This window comes from Variovorax sp. Soil_C_17, from assembly GCF_057657265.1.
Genome location: NZ_JBDGIT010000004.1, coordinates 290,826 through 305,896, shown reverse-complemented (window position 1 = coordinate 305,896; position 15,071 = coordinate 290,826). Strand labels below are relative to the sequence as shown.

General features: G+C 67.0%; 19 protein-coding genes. 16 read left to right on the top strand and 3 right to left on the bottom strand.

Annotation, left to right across the window (positions count from 1 at the left end; genetic code table 11):
• Positions 1 to 3 precede the first annotated feature (3 nt).
• The 8 genes from AC3A6Y_RS21545 to AC3A6Y_RS21510 all read left to right on the top strand — a co-directional run bounded on the left by AC3A6Y_RS21545 (position 4) and on the right by AC3A6Y_RS21510 (position 6,348).
• Positions 4 to 591: a thiamine pyrophosphate-dependent enzyme gene (locus AC3A6Y_RS21545; protein ID WP_487870258.1), complete on the top strand. Its 588-nt coding sequence runs from the start codon at positions 4 to 6 to the stop codon at positions 589 to 591.
• 75 nt (positions 592 to 666) lie between these two features.
• On the top strand, positions 667 to 1,467 hold the full coding sequence (locus AC3A6Y_RS21540; RefSeq protein ID WP_487870257.1) for an ABC transporter ATP-binding protein: 801 nt from the start codon (positions 667 to 669) through the stop codon (positions 1,465 to 1,467).
• 52 nt (positions 1,468 to 1,519) lie between these two features.
• Entirely contained in the window at positions 1,520 to 2,230 is a 711-nt protein-coding gene (locus AC3A6Y_RS21535; RefSeq protein WP_487870256.1) for an ABC transporter ATP-binding protein, read from the top strand.
• Between the two features lie 2 nt (positions 2,231 to 2,232).
• Entirely contained in the window at positions 2,233 to 3,114 is an 882-nt protein-coding gene (locus tag AC3A6Y_RS21530; protein ID WP_487870255.1) for a branched-chain amino acid ABC transporter permease, read from the top strand.
• 68 nt (positions 3,115 to 3,182) lie between these two features.
• Positions 3,183 to 4,253, top strand: coding sequence for a branched-chain amino acid ABC transporter permease (locus AC3A6Y_RS21525; RefSeq protein ID WP_487870254.1), 1,071 nt, complete (start codon positions 3,183 to 3,185; stop codon positions 4,251 to 4,253).
• Positions 4,250 to 5,488 (top strand): ABC transporter substrate-binding protein, encoded by a 1,239-nt coding sequence (locus AC3A6Y_RS21520; RefSeq protein WP_487870253.1) that lies wholly within the window; start codon positions 4,250 to 4,252, stop codon positions 5,486 to 5,488. The genes AC3A6Y_RS21525 and AC3A6Y_RS21520 overlap by 4 nt, the downstream gene beginning before the upstream one ends.
• Positions 5,489 to 5,610: 122 nt before the next feature.
• Complete coding sequence (locus AC3A6Y_RS21515; RefSeq protein WP_487870252.1) at positions 5,611 to 5,898, top strand: hypothetical protein; 288 nt, start codon at positions 5,611 to 5,613, stop codon at positions 5,896 to 5,898.
• 78 nt (positions 5,899 to 5,976) lie between these two features.
• Positions 5,977 to 6,348 (top strand): response regulator, encoded by a 372-nt coding sequence (locus AC3A6Y_RS21510; protein ID WP_487870251.1) that lies wholly within the window; start codon positions 5,977 to 5,979, stop codon positions 6,346 to 6,348.
• 95 nt (positions 6,349 to 6,443) lie between these two features.
• Here AC3A6Y_RS21510 and AC3A6Y_RS21505 read toward each other — a convergent pair whose 3' ends face one another.
• On the bottom strand, positions 6,444 to 6,587 hold the full coding sequence (locus AC3A6Y_RS21505; RefSeq protein WP_487870250.1) for a hypothetical protein: 144 nt from the start codon (positions 6,585 to 6,587) through the stop codon (positions 6,444 to 6,446).
• A 171-nt stretch (positions 6,588 to 6,758) separates the two neighbouring features.
• Between AC3A6Y_RS21505 and AC3A6Y_RS21500 the strand changes: the two genes are divergently transcribed.
• Together AC3A6Y_RS21500 and AC3A6Y_RS21495 are read left to right on the top strand one after the other, a co-directional pair.
• Positions 6,759 to 6,935 (top strand): DUF1328 domain-containing protein, encoded by a 177-nt coding sequence (locus AC3A6Y_RS21500; protein WP_487870249.1) that lies wholly within the window; start codon positions 6,759 to 6,761, stop codon positions 6,933 to 6,935.
• A gap of 82 nt (positions 6,936 to 7,017) precedes the next feature.
• The gene (locus AC3A6Y_RS21495; RefSeq protein WP_487870248.1) at positions 7,018 to 7,809 is read left to right on the top strand and encodes a DUF3750 domain-containing protein; all 792 of its coding nucleotides are present in this window, start codon (positions 7,018 to 7,020) and stop codon (positions 7,807 to 7,809) included.
• Between the two features lie 115 nt (positions 7,810 to 7,924).
• Here AC3A6Y_RS21495 and AC3A6Y_RS21490 read toward each other — a convergent pair whose 3' ends face one another.
• The gene (locus tag AC3A6Y_RS21490) at positions 7,925 to 9,097 is read right to left on the bottom strand and encodes a citrate/2-methylcitrate synthase (protein WP_487870513.1); all 1,173 of its coding nucleotides are present in this window, start codon (positions 9,095 to 9,097) and stop codon (positions 7,925 to 7,927) included.
• Positions 9,098 to 9,220: 123 nt separating this feature from the next.
• Here AC3A6Y_RS21490 and AC3A6Y_RS21485 point away from each other — a divergent pair, with 123 nt between their 5' ends.
• The 3 genes from AC3A6Y_RS21485 to AC3A6Y_RS21475 are packed head-to-tail and all read left to right on the top strand — an operon-like array spanning position 9,221 to position 12,236.
• The gene (locus AC3A6Y_RS21485) at positions 9,221 to 10,174 is read left to right on the top strand and encodes a 2-hydroxyacid dehydrogenase (RefSeq protein WP_487870247.1); all 954 of its coding nucleotides are present in this window, start codon (positions 9,221 to 9,223) and stop codon (positions 10,172 to 10,174) included.
• A 50-nt stretch (positions 10,175 to 10,224) separates the two neighbouring features.
• The gene (locus AC3A6Y_RS21480) at positions 10,225 to 11,202 is read left to right on the top strand and encodes a Bug family tripartite tricarboxylate transporter substrate binding protein (RefSeq protein WP_487870246.1); all 978 of its coding nucleotides are present in this window, start codon (positions 10,225 to 10,227) and stop codon (positions 11,200 to 11,202) included.
• Between the two features lie 56 nt (positions 11,203 to 11,258).
• Entirely contained in the window at positions 11,259 to 12,236 is a 978-nt protein-coding gene (locus AC3A6Y_RS21475; protein ID WP_487870245.1) for a Bug family tripartite tricarboxylate transporter substrate binding protein, read from the top strand.
• Positions 12,237 to 12,269: 33 nt separating this feature from the next.
• Here the strand turns inward: AC3A6Y_RS21475 and AC3A6Y_RS21470 are convergent, their stop codons facing one another.
• Positions 12,270 to 13,349, bottom strand: a complete 1,080-nt coding sequence (locus AC3A6Y_RS21470) for an NAD(P)H-dependent flavin oxidoreductase (RefSeq protein WP_487870244.1) — start codon at positions 13,347 to 13,349, stop codon at positions 12,270 to 12,272.
• 248 nt (positions 13,350 to 13,597) lie between these two features.
• Here AC3A6Y_RS21470 and AC3A6Y_RS21465 point away from each other — a divergent pair, with 248 nt between their 5' ends.
• The 3 genes from AC3A6Y_RS21465 (at position 13,598) to AC3A6Y_RS21455 (ending at position 15,019) form a co-directional block, all read left to right on the top strand.
• The gene (locus AC3A6Y_RS21465) at positions 13,598 to 13,924 is read left to right on the top strand and encodes an ArsR/SmtB family transcription factor (protein ID WP_487870243.1); all 327 of its coding nucleotides are present in this window, start codon (positions 13,598 to 13,600) and stop codon (positions 13,922 to 13,924) included.
• Between the two features lie 82 nt (positions 13,925 to 14,006).
• A complete protein-coding gene (locus AC3A6Y_RS21460) occupies positions 14,007 to 14,504 on the top strand; it encodes an arsenate reductase ArsC (protein ID WP_487870242.1) in 498 nt (165 codons plus the stop codon).
• Between the two features lie 182 nt (positions 14,505 to 14,686).
• Positions 14,687 to 15,019, top strand: coding sequence for a DUF1090 family protein (locus tag AC3A6Y_RS21455; protein WP_487870241.1), 333 nt, complete (start codon positions 14,687 to 14,689; stop codon positions 15,017 to 15,019).
• Positions 15,020 to 15,071 lie beyond the last annotated feature (52 nt).

Below are 15,071 nucleotides of genomic sequence, written 5' to 3'. Positions count from 1 at the left end.
GCCATGAAACGTGACGCGTGCTTCCGGCTGCTCGCCGGCCTTTTGCCCCACGACATCGTGGTGTCCACCTACTCGTCCGCCTTCGAGTGGCTCGCCATCCGCCCCCACCCGCTGAACTACGTGGCCGTGGGTGCGATGGGGCTGGCCTCGTCCCATGCGCTCGGCTTGGCATTGGCCATGCCGCAGCGGCGGATCGTGGTGCTCGATGGCGATGGCAGCTTGCTGATGAACCTCGGAACGCTGGTCACCGTCGCGGCGGCCGCGCCGGAGAACCTCATCCACTTCGTATCGCGCAACGGAAACTACGAGGCCAACGGCGGGCACCCCATCCCGGCACAGGGCATTCTCGACTTCGCCGGCATCGCGCGCAGTGCCGGATACCGGCATGTCGAATCGTTCTCCGCGCTGCCTGCTTTCGCGGCCAGGGCCGAAGCGCTGTTGAACGCGCGCGGCCCGACGTTCGTCGAGCTTCATCTCGAAGCGGGCGATGCCTCACCCGCGCCTGACTATGCGCACATTCACGGCGAACGCGCTCGGCGCGAATTTGCCTTGGCCCTGGCGAAGGGCCAACCGGCCCCGGCCTGCTGCTGAACATCCTGTCAGCCATCAGGACGAGAGCGAACAACCGGTCCGCAATGGTGTCCGGGAACACAAAGGAGACAAGACATGGAAGCTCCCTTGGAAGCGGCGGCGGCCCCACCCCCGCCACTGCTCGAGGTGCGGCAGGTCAGCGTGCGATTCGGCGGCGTGCAGGCGCTCGCCGACGTGAGCCTGGCGCTGCAGCCGGGTGAGATCTGCGGGCTGATCGGCCCGAACGGCGCCGGAAAGACGACGCTGTTCAACTGCATCACGCGCCTGTACGCCATCGCGGGCGGCAGCATCCGCTTCGAGGGGCGCGCCATCGATGCGCTGCATCCGCGCCAGGTGATCGCGGCCGGCATCGCGCGCACCTTTCAGAACGTCGGCCTGTACCCCGGCATGACTGTGCTGGAGAACGTGATGCTGGGCGCACACCACCACGCCCGCCAGGGCCTGTTCGCCAGCCTGTGCCAGCCGCGCCGCACGGCACGCGCGGAACGGGAACTGGCCGAGCGCTGCCACGCCATCCTGGCAGAGCTGGACCTGCAGGCGAAAGCTTCGGAGCTGGCCGGCGTTCTGCCGTATCCCACCCAGAAGCGGGTGGAGATCGCGCGGGCGCTCGCCTCCGAACCGCGCCTGCTGCTGCTGGACGAACCCGCCGGCGGCCTGACGCACGGCGAGGTGGCGCAGTTCGGCGACCTGGTGCGGCGCATCTGCGCGAGCCACCGTCTCACCGTGCTGCTGGTGGAGCACCACATGGGTCTGGTGATGAACCTGTGCCGGCGCCTCGTCGTCATGAACGTCGGGCGCAACCTGGCCCAAGGAGACCCGGCGAGCGTGCGCGCCAATCCGGAAGTGGTGGCGGCGTACCTGGGGAGAGCGGCATGAGCCGCAGGGCCGCTCCCAAGGCTCATAGCCCCGCAGTGCGGAGGGCCATCCAATGAGCCTGCTCCAGGTTCGCGACCTGCACGCGGGCTACGGCGCCACCCAGGTGCTGCGCGGCATCAGCCTCGAAGTACATGCCGGCGAGATCGTCGCGCTGCTGGGTGCCAACGGTGCCGGCAAGACCACGACCCTGCGCGCGCTGTCGGGGCTGCTGCCCGCGCGCGGGCAGGTGCTGTTCGACGGCGTCGACATCGGCGCGATTCACCCGGCGCGCCGCGTCGCGCTCGGCCTGGCGCACGTGCCCCAGGGGCGAGGCACCTTCGGCGACTTCACCGTCGAGGACAACCTGGCGCTGGGTGCCTACACCGTGGCATCACGCCGCCAGATCGCCGCCGACATGGCGCGCTGGTTCGAGGTGTTCCCGCGGTTGCGCGAGCGGCGGCAGCAGCGCGCCGCCTGGCTGAGCGGCGGCGAGCAGCAGATGCTGGCGATCGCCCGCGCCCTGATGTCCAGGCCGCGCCTGCTGATGTGCGACGAGCCCTCGCTCGGGCTCGCGCCTGCCGTCACGCAGGAGATGTTCCGCGTGTTCGAGCGCATCAACCGCGAGCACGGCAGCACGCTCCTCATCGTGGAGCAGAACGCCGACCTCACGCTGCGCCTGGCGCAGCGTGCCTACGTGATGGAAACCGGCGAGATCACGCTGCAGGGCGAAAGCCCGCAGCTGCTGGCCTCGCCCGCCATCCAGCAGTCCTACCTGGGAGCCTGATCATGCAATTGCTCGTGCAACAGATCGTCGACGGCCTGGCCGCCGGCGCCATCTATGCGGCACTCGCGCTCGCGCTGGTGCTGATCTTCGGTGCCACGCGCATCGTCAACTTCGGACAGAGCGAGATGGCGACCTTCTGCGCCTTCCTGGCCTGGCAGCTGTGCGAATGGGGCATGCCCGTCGCGCTGGCTCTGTCGGTTTCGGCGGTGCTGGCCTTCGTGCTCGGCGCGGCGGTGTTCCAGCTGGTGGTGCGTCCGGTGTCGCGCGCCTCGGCAGAAACCGTGGTGGTGGTGACGCTCGGCCTGTTCCTGGCATTCCAGGCGCTGTGCCTATGGCTGTGGGGCTCCGACCAGCGCACCTTTCCTGCCTTGTTCCCGGCCGGTGGCTGGACCGTGGCCGGCGTGCGCCTGACCGCCAACAACCTGGGTGTGATGGGAGTGCTGTGCGCGCTGGCGCTATCGCTCGCCGCGCTGTTCCGGTTCAGCCGCCTGGGCCTCGGGCTGCGCGCTGCGGCGGCCGATGCCGACAAGAGCACGATCGTCGGCATCCGGGTGGATGCGATGCTGATGCTCGGCTGGGGTCTGGCCAGCGTGGTCGGCTTCATCGCGGCCGTGCTCGTTGCGCCGCGCCTGTTCCTGAGCCCGATCATGATGGCACCGGTGCTGGTGTATGCGCTGGCGGCGGCCACGCTCGGCGGCTGGACCAGCGCGATCGGCGCCGTGGTGGGCGGCCTCGTGATCGGTGTCGCCGAGAGCGTGGGCGCGACCTTCCTGCCCTTCATCGGCTCGGAGCTGCGCCTGTTGATCCCGCTGGCGCTCACGCTGGCGGTGCTGCTGCTGCGGCCGCAGGGGCTGTTCGGCCAACAGACGGCGGTGCGGGTATGAGCCGCACCGCCGCTCCGAAGGCTCATGACCCCGCAGCGTGCGGAGCGGAGGCCGGTCCGAGGCTTGCCTTGCCATCGACAGCCGCTGCGCGCTTCGACCGGCCGCAATCCGCTCGCATCGCCATCACGCGCCATGCCGGGTCCGTTCCGCTCGCGCTCGCATTGCTCGTCGCCGCGCTGCTGCCCCTGATGCTGCCGAATTTCCTGCTGATGCAGGTGAGCACGGCGCTGGCCGTTGCGCTCGCCATCCTCGGGCTCAACCTGCTGCTCGGCTTCGCCGGCCAGGTGTGCCTGGCACAGGGCGCGCTGTTCGCCTGCGGCGCCTACACCACCGCCATCCTGGTCGCGCAGGGCGGGTGGCCGGCGCTCGCCACGCTGCCCGCGGCGGCCGCCGTCGCCGCGCTGGCCGGCATCGTGATCGGCCTGCCGGCGTTGCGGCTGGGCGGGCTGCAGCTGGCCATCGTCACGTTCGGCGTCGCGGTGCTCACGCCGCAGGTGATCCTGAAGTTCGACCGCCTCACGCGCGGCGTGACCGGCATCACCTTCGATCCGCCGGCGCCGCCGGCGTGGCTGCCGGTAAGGCCCGACCTGTGGCTGTATGCACTGTGCGTGGCTGCGGCCGCAGCGTGTGCCGTGCTCGCGCTGCGCATGACGCGCGACGACAGCGGCCGCGCCCTGCGGGCCCTGCGCGACAACCCGCTGGTCGCCACTTCGCTCGGGGTGGACCTGGTGCGGGCGCGGCTGGCCGCCTTCGCCATCAGCTCCGCTTTTGCCGGGCTGGGCGGCGGGTTGTTCGCCATTCTCAATGGCTACGTGAGTCCGCAGTCCTTTCTGGCCGGGCGCTCCATCGAGATCCTGATCGGTGCCATCGTCGGTGGCATCGGCAGCGTGAGCGGTGCCTTCCTCGGCGCACTGTTCGTGGTGTTCGTGCCGGAATGGACCGCCGAACTCAGCCCGGCGCTGGGCGGCCTGATCTATGGCGCCTGCCTGATCGCGATGATGCTGCTCGCCCGCGACGGCCTGGTCGGTCTGGCACGGCGCATCGCACCCACCGTGTTCTCTCTCGCCCGCAAGGTTCTTTCCACCGGGACGGCCGCTGTCGCGCCGGCTTCCCACGACAACCAGGAGACATCCCCATGACCGCCCCTTTCCCCGTGAACCGCCGTGGCGTGCTGCGCATTGCAGCTGCCCTGTTCAGCCTGGCCGCCGCCGCGGCGCAGGCGGGCGATCCCGGCATCACCGACAAGACCGTCCGCATCGGCATCTCGGCGCCGCTCACCGGCCCGGTCGCCGCCGTCGGCGCGTTGTCGGAAGGCATACGCACCAAGGTCGCAGCGGTCAACGCCGCCGGCGGCGTGAAGATGGGCGACGGCAAGACGCGCACCATCGAATTGGTGATCCAGGACGACGCGATCGATCCGCAGCGCACGCTGGCCAACGTACGCAAAATGGTGGAGCAGACCGAGGTGTTCGCGCTGGCGGGCGTCTCCGGCACGCCGAACAACCAGGCGATCGGCCGCTACGTCGAGCAGAAGAAGGTGCCCAACCTCTTCATGTACTCGGGCGTGCAGGAGCTGGCGGAAGGACCCGACTGGATGATCGGCCTGGTGCCCTCGTTCACCACCGAGGCCGCGGTCTTCGCCGAGTACCTGAAATCGAGCAAGCCGGACGCCAAGGTGGCGCTGCTGTTCCTCAACACCGAGACCGGGCAGACCTTCAAGGCCGCCTTCGCGAACGCGCTGAAGGGCTCGCGCCTGCAGATCGCAGCCGAACAGGCAGTGACGCCGGTCGATCCCACCATCGACACCCAGATGAGCAATCTCAAGGCCTCCGGCGCCGACACGCTGGTCATCATCGCCCCGCCGCGCCAGGGTGCACAGGCCGTGAAATTCGCGGCGGAAAGCGGTTGGAAGCCGGTGACGCTCCTGTCGTACATCGCGTCCTCGGTTGCGGCCCTCAAGCCTGCGGGGCTGGCCAATGCCAAGGGGCTGGTCACCAGCCAGTTCGTCAAGCCGGTGGAGGCGCCCGCGTTCGCCGACGATGCAAGCGTCAAGCGCTATCTGGCCGACCACGCGGCGGCCAAACCGCGCTTCGACAAGACCGACTCGCAGGGGCAGGCCGGCTACCTGACGGGGGAGGCGCTCGTGCGCATGCTGGAGCTGATGCGCCAGCCGACGCGCCAGGCCTTGCTGGACGCCGCGCGCAACATGGACAAGGTGGAACTCGGCATGCTGCTGCCGGGCATCACGCTCAGCACGCGCGCGGGCGCCGACCCCTATCCCATCGAGAGCCTGCAGCTGATGCGCTTCGACGGCGAGAACTACCAGCCGCTGGGCAAGCTGGTTTCCTTCGAAGGCCGCACGCCCAAGCACTGAGTCCGCCCGGGCACTCCGCCGGCAGTCGCTATATTCGAACCTCCGGACACGTCCATGGGCTCGCTCTCGACACCTGTGGACGTTCTCGATCTGTCGGAGCAGAAAATTTGCGAGGAAAAGGCATGACCCAGCCAAACACTGCGGAGTCGACCAACGCGACGCCCCTGGAAGAGGCGCTTGCGAAGAACGTGGATGCCACCGAGGAGGTAAAGCGGGCAGCTGACGAATTGACGATCGTCCGGGCCGTTCTCGACAAGGTTCCTCACGGAACTCCACCCGAGGACATCGAGCTGGCAGCCGAACGCGCGGAAGAGCTCGAAGAAAATCTTTCCTCGGCCGCTGAAAAGCTCGAGGAAGTGAACGATACGCTGGAAGAGGAATTGAAGGCGCGCGGAACGACGAACGGCTGAGGGCCGGAGGATGTCTGCCTGCCCGCCTACAAGGCAGCAGGTTGGGAGCCCCCATCATCGCGCGCAATGAGGCGGCGCATGGCAACCCAAACATTCCTGGTTGAAGACAGCGCGACGATTCGGGCGAATCTGGTCCCCGCGATGCGCGATCTCGCAGATGTCGAGGTCATCGCATGGGCGGAAACGGAGAGCGAAGCCGTTGCCTGGCTTGCGGCGCACACGGGTGACTTGCATCTCGCGGTCGTGGACCTCCTGCTGAGAGAAGGTTCGGGGCTGGGTGTGGCCAAGCACTTTAGAGCGGCACGCGCTCAGCTCCCCGTTGTGATCCTCACGAACTACGCGACTGCGAGCACTCGCGAACGGGCCCTGGCGGCCGGGGCATCCGCGATCTTCGACAAGTCCGCGGAACTGGAGGAGTTCTTTGCCTACTGCACGGCGCTGCAGCGCTAGGGGCGCGGTACGCAACTTTCGACAATGGGGGCATCCTCCAGGAATGCCATTCGAATACCTGCTCTTGGAAGGAGAGATGCCGCAGTTGTGCATCTTCAACTGCGCTCGGTGTACTGGAAGGGCTCGAAGCCCAAGCGTTCGGCCGGCGTGGACTGCGGCTCTTCGGCGGCGTCCAGGAGGTCAGGACGTTCTTCTGGATGCTCTTCCTCGATCGGAATGCATGGGTTGTCTTGCTTCATGGTTCTGTCTGGGCCTCTCGAGCAGAGCAACACGAAAGAGAATAAGGCAACATGGATCGGGCATTGAACCCGTTATGCGGTACGCAACTCGCTGACGCTGCTATAAGCCTCAGCCCTACTCGGGCATGCTGACCATCGCCAACAATACAAGGCTCCAACAAGGAAAACGTCATGCTGAAGTGGGCCATCATCTTCGCCATCGTTTCGGTCGTCGCAGGTGTCTTCGGCTTTACCGGGATCAGCGCCGGTGCGGCAAAGATCGCGAAGATCCTGTTCTTCATCTTCCTGATCGTCGCCATCGTGTTCGTGGTGTTGGCGGTCCTCGGTATCGGCGCCATGGCGTCGTAAGCGGGGCGGTTCCGGGCTCCATCGTGAGTCGGCGGCAACTGCACGCCCCACCCATGATCGATGGGCTACGTGTAGACGCGACATGACCGGTGCCTCGGGTTCGCCTCCCGTCCGGAAGCGCTCGACGCGCTGGTTGCGTTGGCCGCTGATGTTCCTGGGCCTGCTCGCACTCTTGATGCTCGGCCCGGTGGGTGTGCTGGCGTTCGGCGACCTGGACTTGGACACGCCCTGGTACATGATGAGTCGTGAGAGCACCCGACAGGCGCCTGACCCTGCGACCGAACGCGGTGCGGTCGTGCAGGTCTACGGCGCTCGCATCGTGCGATGGCGCGGCGCCTTCGGCATCCATCCCTGGATCGCGGTCAAGCGTGAAGGCGCGGAACGCTACACCACCTACCACATCGTCGGCTGGCGAGCCCGGCGCGGTGGCGATGCGCTGGTCACCAGCGAAGTCGACCACCCGGACCTTCAATGGTTCGGCGCCAATCCGCAGGTGCTGGCAGAGCATCGAGGTGCCCGGGCAGAAGCCATGATCGACCAGATCGAATCTGCAGTGGCGGCCTACCCTTGGCGCTCGTCTTACCGCCTCTGGCCGGGCCCCAACAGCAACACGTTCGTGGCCTGGGTGGCCCGACAGGTACCCGAGCTGCGACTCGACCTGCCACCCACCGCCATCGGCAAGGACTACCTCGGTTTGACCACCTTCATCGACCGCGCACCCAGCGGCACCGGCTGGCAACTGTCCTTGCTGGGCTTGGCGGGCGTGACGGTTGCAAGCGACGAGGGCGTGGAAGTGAATCTGCTGGGGCTGGGCTTCGGCATCGACCTGGACGACAGGTCCTTGCGCGTGCCAGGTTTTGGCCGGCTGCCTTGACGCACGGACCCGCGGACGACGCGGGAGTGCGAAGACGCATGGCTGGGGCCGCAGGCCATCCGCCGCCTGAAGCAACGCGCGCCGAGCGTGGCCTTCGTCCTGAAGGATGGGACGGCTAACCGATCCGATCAGCCGACGCGGCGAGCGACTCGGGCATGGGCCCGACATATCGCCCACGCGGGCGGATGACCTGCGTTACGCTCAATTGCTCGAGACTGTGCGCCAACAAGCCGACACTGCGCGCCGTCGAGAAGAGGCCGAATGCCGCATCTGCGGGAAGTCGATGGTGCGCAACCATCGCCGCCAAGGCGACGTCGATGTTGGGCTGCAGGCCGGTCAGCTTCCTCACCTGTGCGATGAAGCGCGAGATCACTTTGGGAGGTTCGAACAATGCCAGCAATGCGGCGGCCCGCGGATCTCCGTCCGGATAGAGGTGATGGCCGAACCCTGCCAGCGACAGGCCGTTCGACAGGTAGTGGGCCAGCACCTCGTCCTCACCCAGTCGCTCCACCTCGTTGAACAGCGCTCGCACGCGCCCCGAGGCATCGCCATGCAAAGGGCCCGAAAGGGTGGTCAAACCGGCGAGCAGGCATGCCGGCAGCGACGCACCCGTCGAAGCGGCAATGCGCGCAACGAAGGCTGAGCTGGTCAGTTCGTGATCGGCCAGCAGCACCATGGCCATCCGCAGCAGATCAGCCACCTCGGAAGGTTGCTTCCATCCTTTCGCAAAGCGCAAATGCAGCGGTTCGTGGCCTGTGCTGGCACCGAAAGCGTTGGCCAGCTGGCCCACCAGACTCTGGCCCTCGGCATGCAGTACCCGTATCAAACGGCCACCCGTGGAATGTCCGACCGCCGCCAGGCCGGCAAGCGCGGCAAAGGCCGCGGCTCGGCCAGGCTTGCCCGAGCGCACGGGTTTCAAGCACGAGAAATCGATCGCGCCCTCGGCACCCCACAGGAGTCGAGCCGCATCTTCCAATGTGGCGCTGCGGGCCATGCTCACGGCGTCCCGGCCCCGGTAGTACGGCCGTCCGCGGAAGAACGCGCAAAGGGCTGTCGGGATGCTGGGCTCCGACCCGAACAAGGTATTCGTGGCCAGCGTCTGGTGCTTGCGGCCCGCTTGTTTGCGCTTGGCCAAACCAGCCACGTCCTCGGCGCGGTACAGGCTGCGCCGCGAATCGGCGGGGTCAGGCATGACTTCCACCTTGCCGCGGCTCACGTAGGCGTAGAGCGTCTGGGCTTGCACGCCGAGGAGGCTGCACGCCTCGTTCATTGAAATCCAGGAAGCCATCGCACGTTGCAAAGCGTTTTTATATTGATTTTATATATCAAGATTGACTTGATTGTCAATTGATCAATAGCATACGTCCAGATCGCGGCGAACAGCTCGGCGCTCCACACAGGCAACAGCGACATGAAACCCCAAGTCCTTCAACTCAATCCGATCCTGATCCCGGCAATCAACGAAAAGCTCGCGTCGCTTTACGCCGTGCACAAGCACTTCGAAATGGCCGATCCGCAGGCCTGGGTGCGTGAGCATGGGCCGTCGATCGATGCCGTGATAACCGGCGGGCACACCGGCATTTCGCGCTCGATGCTGGAGCAGCTGCCCGGCCTCAAGGTGGTCGCCGTCAATGGCGTCGGCACCGACGCCGTGGATCTGGCGTACTGCCGGGATCGCGGCCTGCCGGTCACCGCGACCGTGGGAGCGCTGACGGAAGACGTGGCCGACCTGGCCATCGGCTTGCTGATCGCCGTTTGCCGAAACCTGTGTGCGGTCGACCGTTTCGTGCGGGACGGCCAGTGGGAGCTCGATCCGCAGCCGGGCGCCATTCCGCTCGCCCGCCGCTTCAGCGGCATGCGTGTCGGCATCGTGGGGATGGGCAGGGTGGGCCGCGCCGTCGCCGTCCGGACGGCCGCCTTCGGTTGCCCCATCCGCTACACCGACCTGCGTGCCATGGAAGATGTCCCGTACCGTTTCATTCCGCGCCTCGTCGACCTGGCGTCCGAGTCGGACGCGCTGGTGCTGTGCGCAGCGGCGGACCGGGCCGAAGGGATCGTCGACGCGGCCGTGCTCGACGCGCTGGGACCGCACGGCTTCCTGGTCAACGTCGCCCGCGGCCGGCTCGTCAACGAAGCCGACCTGACGCGAGCGCTGGCCGCGGGCCGCATTGCCGGTGCGGGCCTGGACGTGTTCGTCGACGAACCGCGCGTGCCGCTGGCGCTGCGCCAGTCCGACCGCGTGACCCTGCAGGCCCACCGCGCCAGCGCCACCTGGGAGACCCGCACCGCGATGGCCGAGATGGTGCTGGCCGGCGTTGCCCAGGCCCTGGCCGGCGAGCGTCCGGCCATGAGCCTGACCACTTGAGCGGCCGCAGTCGGCGCAGCGATCCCACCAAACCCAAAAAGGAGACACCCTTGCTCATCCGACGCCTCGCCATCCCGATCGCCCTGGTTTTCGGCCTCTGCGCCATCCACGCACCGGGGGTCGCGCAGACATTCCCTTCGCGCACCGTGACCTTGGTGGTTCCATTCCCGCCGGGCGGCGGGACGGACACCGGCGCGCGCATCATTGCCGAGCAGTTGAGCCGGCGCTGGAGCCAGCCCGTGGTGGTCGAGAACAAGGGTGGTGCCGCGGGGCAGATCGGCGCCGACTTCGTTGCCAAGTCCAAGCCGGACGGCTACACGCTGCTGCTGGGCAACATTGGTACGCAGGCGATCAATCCCTTGCTGTATCCCAGGTTGCCCTACGACGCCGACAAGGCCTTTGCGCCGGTCTCCCTGGTCGCCGAGCTGCCGCTGGCCATGATGGTCAATCCGTCGGTCCCCGCGAACACGGCGGCCGACTTCATCGCGCTGGCCAAGGCCAAGCCGGGCCAGATGAGCTACAGCAGTTCGGGCGCCGGTGGAGCGCCGCATCTGGCGGCCGAAATGTTCAAGGAACAGACGGGTACCTTCATCCTCCATGTGCCCTACCGCGGCGGGGGCCCGGCCATTGCCGACTTGCTCGCGGGCCATGTGCAGCTGTCGTTCATGACGGTGCTGGAGGCCTCCGGCCACATCAAGGCGGGCAAGCTGCGGGCGCTGGCCGTGACCGGCGACAAGCGAGTGCCGGCGTTTCCGGACGTCCCCACGCTCGCGGAAGGCGTGGTTCCCGGCTTCAACGCGATCTCCTGGATCGGACTGCTGGCCCCGGCCGGCACGCCGCAGGACGTCGTCGACAAGATCGCCGCCGACTTGCGCACCGTGCTTTCCGACGAATCGGTCAAGGCGCGCTTCGTGGGCCTGGGCGGCGTGCCGCGCGCCACCTCACCGCAGGAATTGGCCCGGCTGATCGCGAACGACAAGGGCCGCTACGCCCAGATCATCCGCAGCCGCAAGATCACCGTCGAGTGAGCGCGACAAGACTGTCCTTCACGACGACAGCCCCTACCCTGAAAAAGGAGACCTCCATGCAACTCACGTTCCTCATCAAGATCCTTGCCGTCTGGGCGGCGCTGGCCGCGCTGCCGACGTTGGCATCGGCGCAGGCGGCCTATCCGACCCGCGCCATCAAGATCATCGTGCCCGCGCCGCCGGGCGGCGCCATCGACATGATCGCTCGAGTCGTCGGCGACAAGCTCGCGATGTCGGTGGGGCAACCCGTGATCGTCGACAACCGGCCCGGCGCATCCAACAACCTCGGCACCGACGTCCTCGCCAAGTCGGCGCCTGACGGCTACACGATCGGCATCGTGGGTGGCAGCCACAACATCAACAAGTTCCTGTTCCGCAACCTCGGCTGGGATCCCGAAAAGAGCTTCGAGCCCATCGTCTACACCCACGAGGTGCCACTCGTCTTCGCCATCTACCCGCAGCTTCCCGTCAAGACGCTGCCTGAGTTCGTGACGTGGCTGAAGGCCCATCCCGACGAGGCCAAGGTGGCGACATCCGGCCGCGGCAGCGCGCAGGAAATGGCGGCCGAGATGTTCCGCATGGCGAGCGGCGCGCAGTTGCTGCTGGTCCCCTACAAGGGCTCATCCGCTGCGCACCCGGATCTGCTGGCCGGACGTACCGTGCTCTTCATCGACACCATCAGTGCCATATTGCCGCAGGTGAAGGCCGGCCATGCGCGGGCCGTCGCGGTGTCGACGCGCAAGCGGACAAGGTCGCTGCCCGACGTGCCGACCGCGGACGAACAAGGATTGAAGGGCTACGACGCAAACACCAATGGCGGGTTCCTGGCACCGGCCGGCACGCCCGCACCCATCGTCGCGAAGCTGAATGCCGAGATCAACGCGGCGCTGAAGCTGCCCGATGTGCGGGCGAAGCTGGAGGCTGCCGGCATCGAGATTCAGGGCGGAACGCCGCAGGCGTACGCTGCGCTGATCAAGTCGGACCTCGTCAAGTGGGGCAGGGTAGTCGAGCAGGCGGGCATCCAGGCGGAGTGAGCCCAAGCGGTGGTGTGCGCAGCGGCGTGTCCTCTATGCCGGTCCTCGGAAACGCAGCAGCGCGCGCTCGAGTTCCCCTTCCAGCGACGCCATGATCTGCGCGGCCGAGGTGCTTTCGCGTGCCATGCGCAGCCCCTGGCCGGCCAGCAGTGGCGCCCATGTTGCATCGTCATTTGCGATCGCTGCGCGATAGAGGTCCTCCGCCGCCAGGGCCTGGTAGGGCCAGCCAAGGCTCGCGGCGCTCGCATCCTCGAGCGTCGCGACGACATCGTTGCGCAGGGCGCGAGCTGCGCGGCCGGTCAAGGCGCGCGTCATCACCGTGTCTGTTTCGCGAGCCTTCAGGAGCCGTTCCCGATAGGCTGGGAAGACGCCGCTCTCGGTCGCGAGCAGGAAGCGCGTGCCGAGCTGGGCTGCGTGGGCGCCGAGCACCAGGGCGGCCAGCACGCCGCGCCCATCCATGATGCCGCCTGCCGCGACGACCGGCACCCGCAGCGCATCGACCATCTGCGGCACGAGCGCCAGCGTGCCGACCAGCGGCGGCTCCGCCCCGGAGCGCGCATCGAGGCTCGAGCGATGGCCGCCGGCCTCGCTGCCTTGCGCCACGACGGCATCGACGCCCGAGGCTTCGAGGCGCAGCGCATCATCCACGGTCGTGGCCATCGCCATCGCCAGAGCGCCGGCGGCATGCACCCGGTCGACCCAGGGCCCCGGGTCACCCATGGCAAAGCTCACCACCGGCACTCGGGCCGCGCAGACCAGGTCGAACTGCGCCGCCATCTGAGATGGCGGGAGATGCAGCGCATCCACACCCGGCGGCAGGCCCAGGCGCGAGCGGCCCACATCGAGGATGCGCTGGACCGCCGCCACGCCGGCGGGCTCCGGATCTGGTGGCGCCAGCAGGAAGTTCACGCCGAAGGGTCGCGCGGTCAGACGCCGCACCGCTTCGATCTGTTCGTCGAGTTGTGCTGCCGACACCCTTGCCGCAGGCAGCATGCCCAGGCCGCCAGCCTCGCACACGGCGGCGACCAGCGCCGGGGTGGTCCAGCCGCCGGCCATGGGCGCCTGGATGATGGGGAGGTCGATTCCCAGGAGAGAACACAGCTGCGTCTTCAAACGCGCATCACCTCGAACGCTGTTGGCTGGCATAGTGCCCTCCGAGCCTGATGGGAGCCCCGGTTTAAGAGTCTTCGGAAGGATGCCACAACCGACCCGCACGACTCAACGGGCCCGTTTGCCTGGGTCGACAATGGTGGCATCGAGAAGAGCTCTCCCGTGCGCCGGCCGCAGCTGCGGTCGAAGTACTTGCTTGTTTACAGTTCGGCGCGCTTGCGCCTATTCGATAATTCGACTATCGTCGAATCATGGAACAAAATGAGGTGGTCCGATCCCTGGCTGCGCTGGCCCAACCCGTGCGACTGCAGGCTTTTCGCTGCCTGGTGGTCGCCGGCCCCGAGGGACTGACGCCCGGTGCCCTTGTGGACGCGATAGGCGTTCCCGCCACCAGCCTGTCGTTCCATCTCAAGGAGTTGACGCATGCGGGCCTCGTATCGCAGGAGCGGCAGGGGCGCAACCTCATCTACCGCGCGGCCTTCGATCAGATGAACGGCTTGCTTGGTTACCTCACAGAAAACTGCTGTCAAGGCGAGGCGTGCCTCACCGCCGATGGCACCCAGGTTTGTTCGCGCTGAAGGAGATCACTCATGAAGCGCGCTTCCACCGCCCGGTGACGCCGTCGGCCGGGTTCCATATCCACACTGCACCTTTCCACCCATGACCGACACCATTCACAACGTGCTCTTCATTTGCACAGGCAACTCGGCGCGCTCCATCATTGCCGAGGGGCTGCTGAACCAGCTCGGCAGCAACCGATTCAAGGCGTTCTCTGCCGGCAGTCATCCGAGGGGTGCCGTGCATCCGCTTGCGATCGAAACGCTGCGCACCCTGCGCATCGATGACCGCGGCTACAGCAGCAAGAGCTGGGGCGAGTTCGCCAAGGATGGCGTCGCACCCATGGATTTCGTCATCACCGTCTGCGACCAGGCTGCGGGGGAGGTCTGCCCGGTGTGGCCTGGCCAGCCCATCACCGCCCATTGGGGCGTGCCTGACCCTGCAGCGGTCGAAGACACGGAGGAAGGAAAAAAGCGTGCATTCATGGACACCGCCGTGACGCTCAAGCGCCGCATCGAGTTCATGCTGTCGCTGCCGATGGCGAAGCTGGAGCGCATGGCGATCCAGCATGAAGTGCGCGAGATCGGAAAGCTGAAGTGACCGGGTCGTCGACGTCATGGAGGAGCTGGTCAAGTCCACTCTCATGACGGTCCAGGAGCTGTTCGGACAGTGAGACCCATGAACGACAATTGGGTCTGCACTTCATAGGGGCTCGTGACGATGACTTGGAAACAGGATCGGCTGGCAAACGCCAGGCCTTTTTCGCCAGAGCTGCGCCTTGCATGTTCGTGAAATCAGGCTTGATGATCGTCTCACTGGCAGCGGCCTTTGCTGCGTTCGCGCAACCGGACAATCAGTTGAGTGCTTCCGATTGCGAAGTCGAGGAGGCCGCGCTGGAGCGGGACATCGATCTTGCGCGCTCCAAAGGTCAGATGCTCCGGCGCCGAGAACTTGCCGAAGCATTGAGCTCGCTCAAAGCCCGCTGCCAGACCCTTGCCCCGGCGCAGTCCCGCGCGGTCCGCATCCAGAAGCTGGAGCAAGAGATCCGTGAGCTGCGACTCGAACTCGAACGCGCAGAGGAGTTGCTGCGCAAGCTGAAGGCCGAGGGGCCGTGACGGCTCGCGTCGTCGGACGGCAGAACTCGCCCTGAGCGAGCCGCTCAAGTCC

Excerpts from the sequence above, each read along its gene's own strand:
- AC3A6Y_RS21485 (WP_487870247.1), top strand. The coding sequence starts at position 9,221 with ATGAAACCCCAAGTCCTTCAACTCAATCCGATCCTGATCCCGGCAATC.
- AC3A6Y_RS21535 (WP_487870256.1), top strand. The coding sequence starts at position 1,520 with ATGAGCCTGCTCCAGGTTCGCGACCTGCACGCGGGCTACGGCGCCACC.
- AC3A6Y_RS21515 (WP_487870252.1), top strand. The coding sequence starts at position 5,611 with ATGACCCAGCCAAACACTGCGGAGTCGACCAACGCGACGCCCCTGGAA.
- AC3A6Y_RS21510 (WP_487870251.1), top strand. The coding sequence starts at position 5,977 with ATGGCAACCCAAACATTCCTGGTTGAAGACAGCGCGACGATTCGGGCG.
- AC3A6Y_RS21455 (WP_487870241.1), top strand. The coding sequence starts at position 14,687 with ATGTTCGTGAAATCAGGCTTGATGATCGTCTCACTGGCAGCGGCCTTT.
- AC3A6Y_RS21500 (WP_487870249.1), top strand. The coding sequence starts at position 6,759 with ATGCTGAAGTGGGCCATCATCTTCGCCATCGTTTCGGTCGTCGCAGGT.
- AC3A6Y_RS21490 (WP_487870513.1), bottom strand. The coding sequence starts at position 9,097 with ATGGCTTCCTGGATTTCAATGAACGAGGCGTGCAGCCTCCTCGGCGTG.
- AC3A6Y_RS21495 (WP_487870248.1), top strand. The coding sequence starts at position 7,018 with ATGACCGGTGCCTCGGGTTCGCCTCCCGTCCGGAAGCGCTCGACGCGC.
- AC3A6Y_RS21505 (WP_487870250.1), bottom strand. The coding sequence starts at position 6,587 with ATGAAGCAAGACAACCCATGCATTCCGATCGAGGAAGAGCATCCAGAA.
- AC3A6Y_RS21475 (WP_487870245.1), top strand. The coding sequence starts at position 11,259 with ATGCAACTCACGTTCCTCATCAAGATCCTTGCCGTCTGGGCGGCGCTG.
- AC3A6Y_RS21520 (WP_487870253.1), top strand. The coding sequence starts at position 4,250 with ATGACCGCCCCTTTCCCCGTGAACCGCCGTGGCGTGCTGCGCATTGCA.
- AC3A6Y_RS21465 (WP_487870243.1), top strand. The coding sequence starts at position 13,598 with ATGGAACAAAATGAGGTGGTCCGATCCCTGGCTGCGCTGGCCCAACCC.
- AC3A6Y_RS21460 (WP_487870242.1), top strand. The coding sequence starts at position 14,007 with ATGACCGACACCATTCACAACGTGCTCTTCATTTGCACAGGCAACTCG.
- AC3A6Y_RS21530 (WP_487870255.1), top strand. The coding sequence starts at position 2,233 with ATGCAATTGCTCGTGCAACAGATCGTCGACGGCCTGGCCGCCGGCGCC.
- AC3A6Y_RS21540 (WP_487870257.1), top strand. The coding sequence starts at position 667 with ATGGAAGCTCCCTTGGAAGCGGCGGCGGCCCCACCCCCGCCACTGCTC.
- AC3A6Y_RS21545 (WP_487870258.1), top strand. The coding sequence starts at position 4 with ATGAAACGTGACGCGTGCTTCCGGCTGCTCGCCGGCCTTTTGCCCCAC.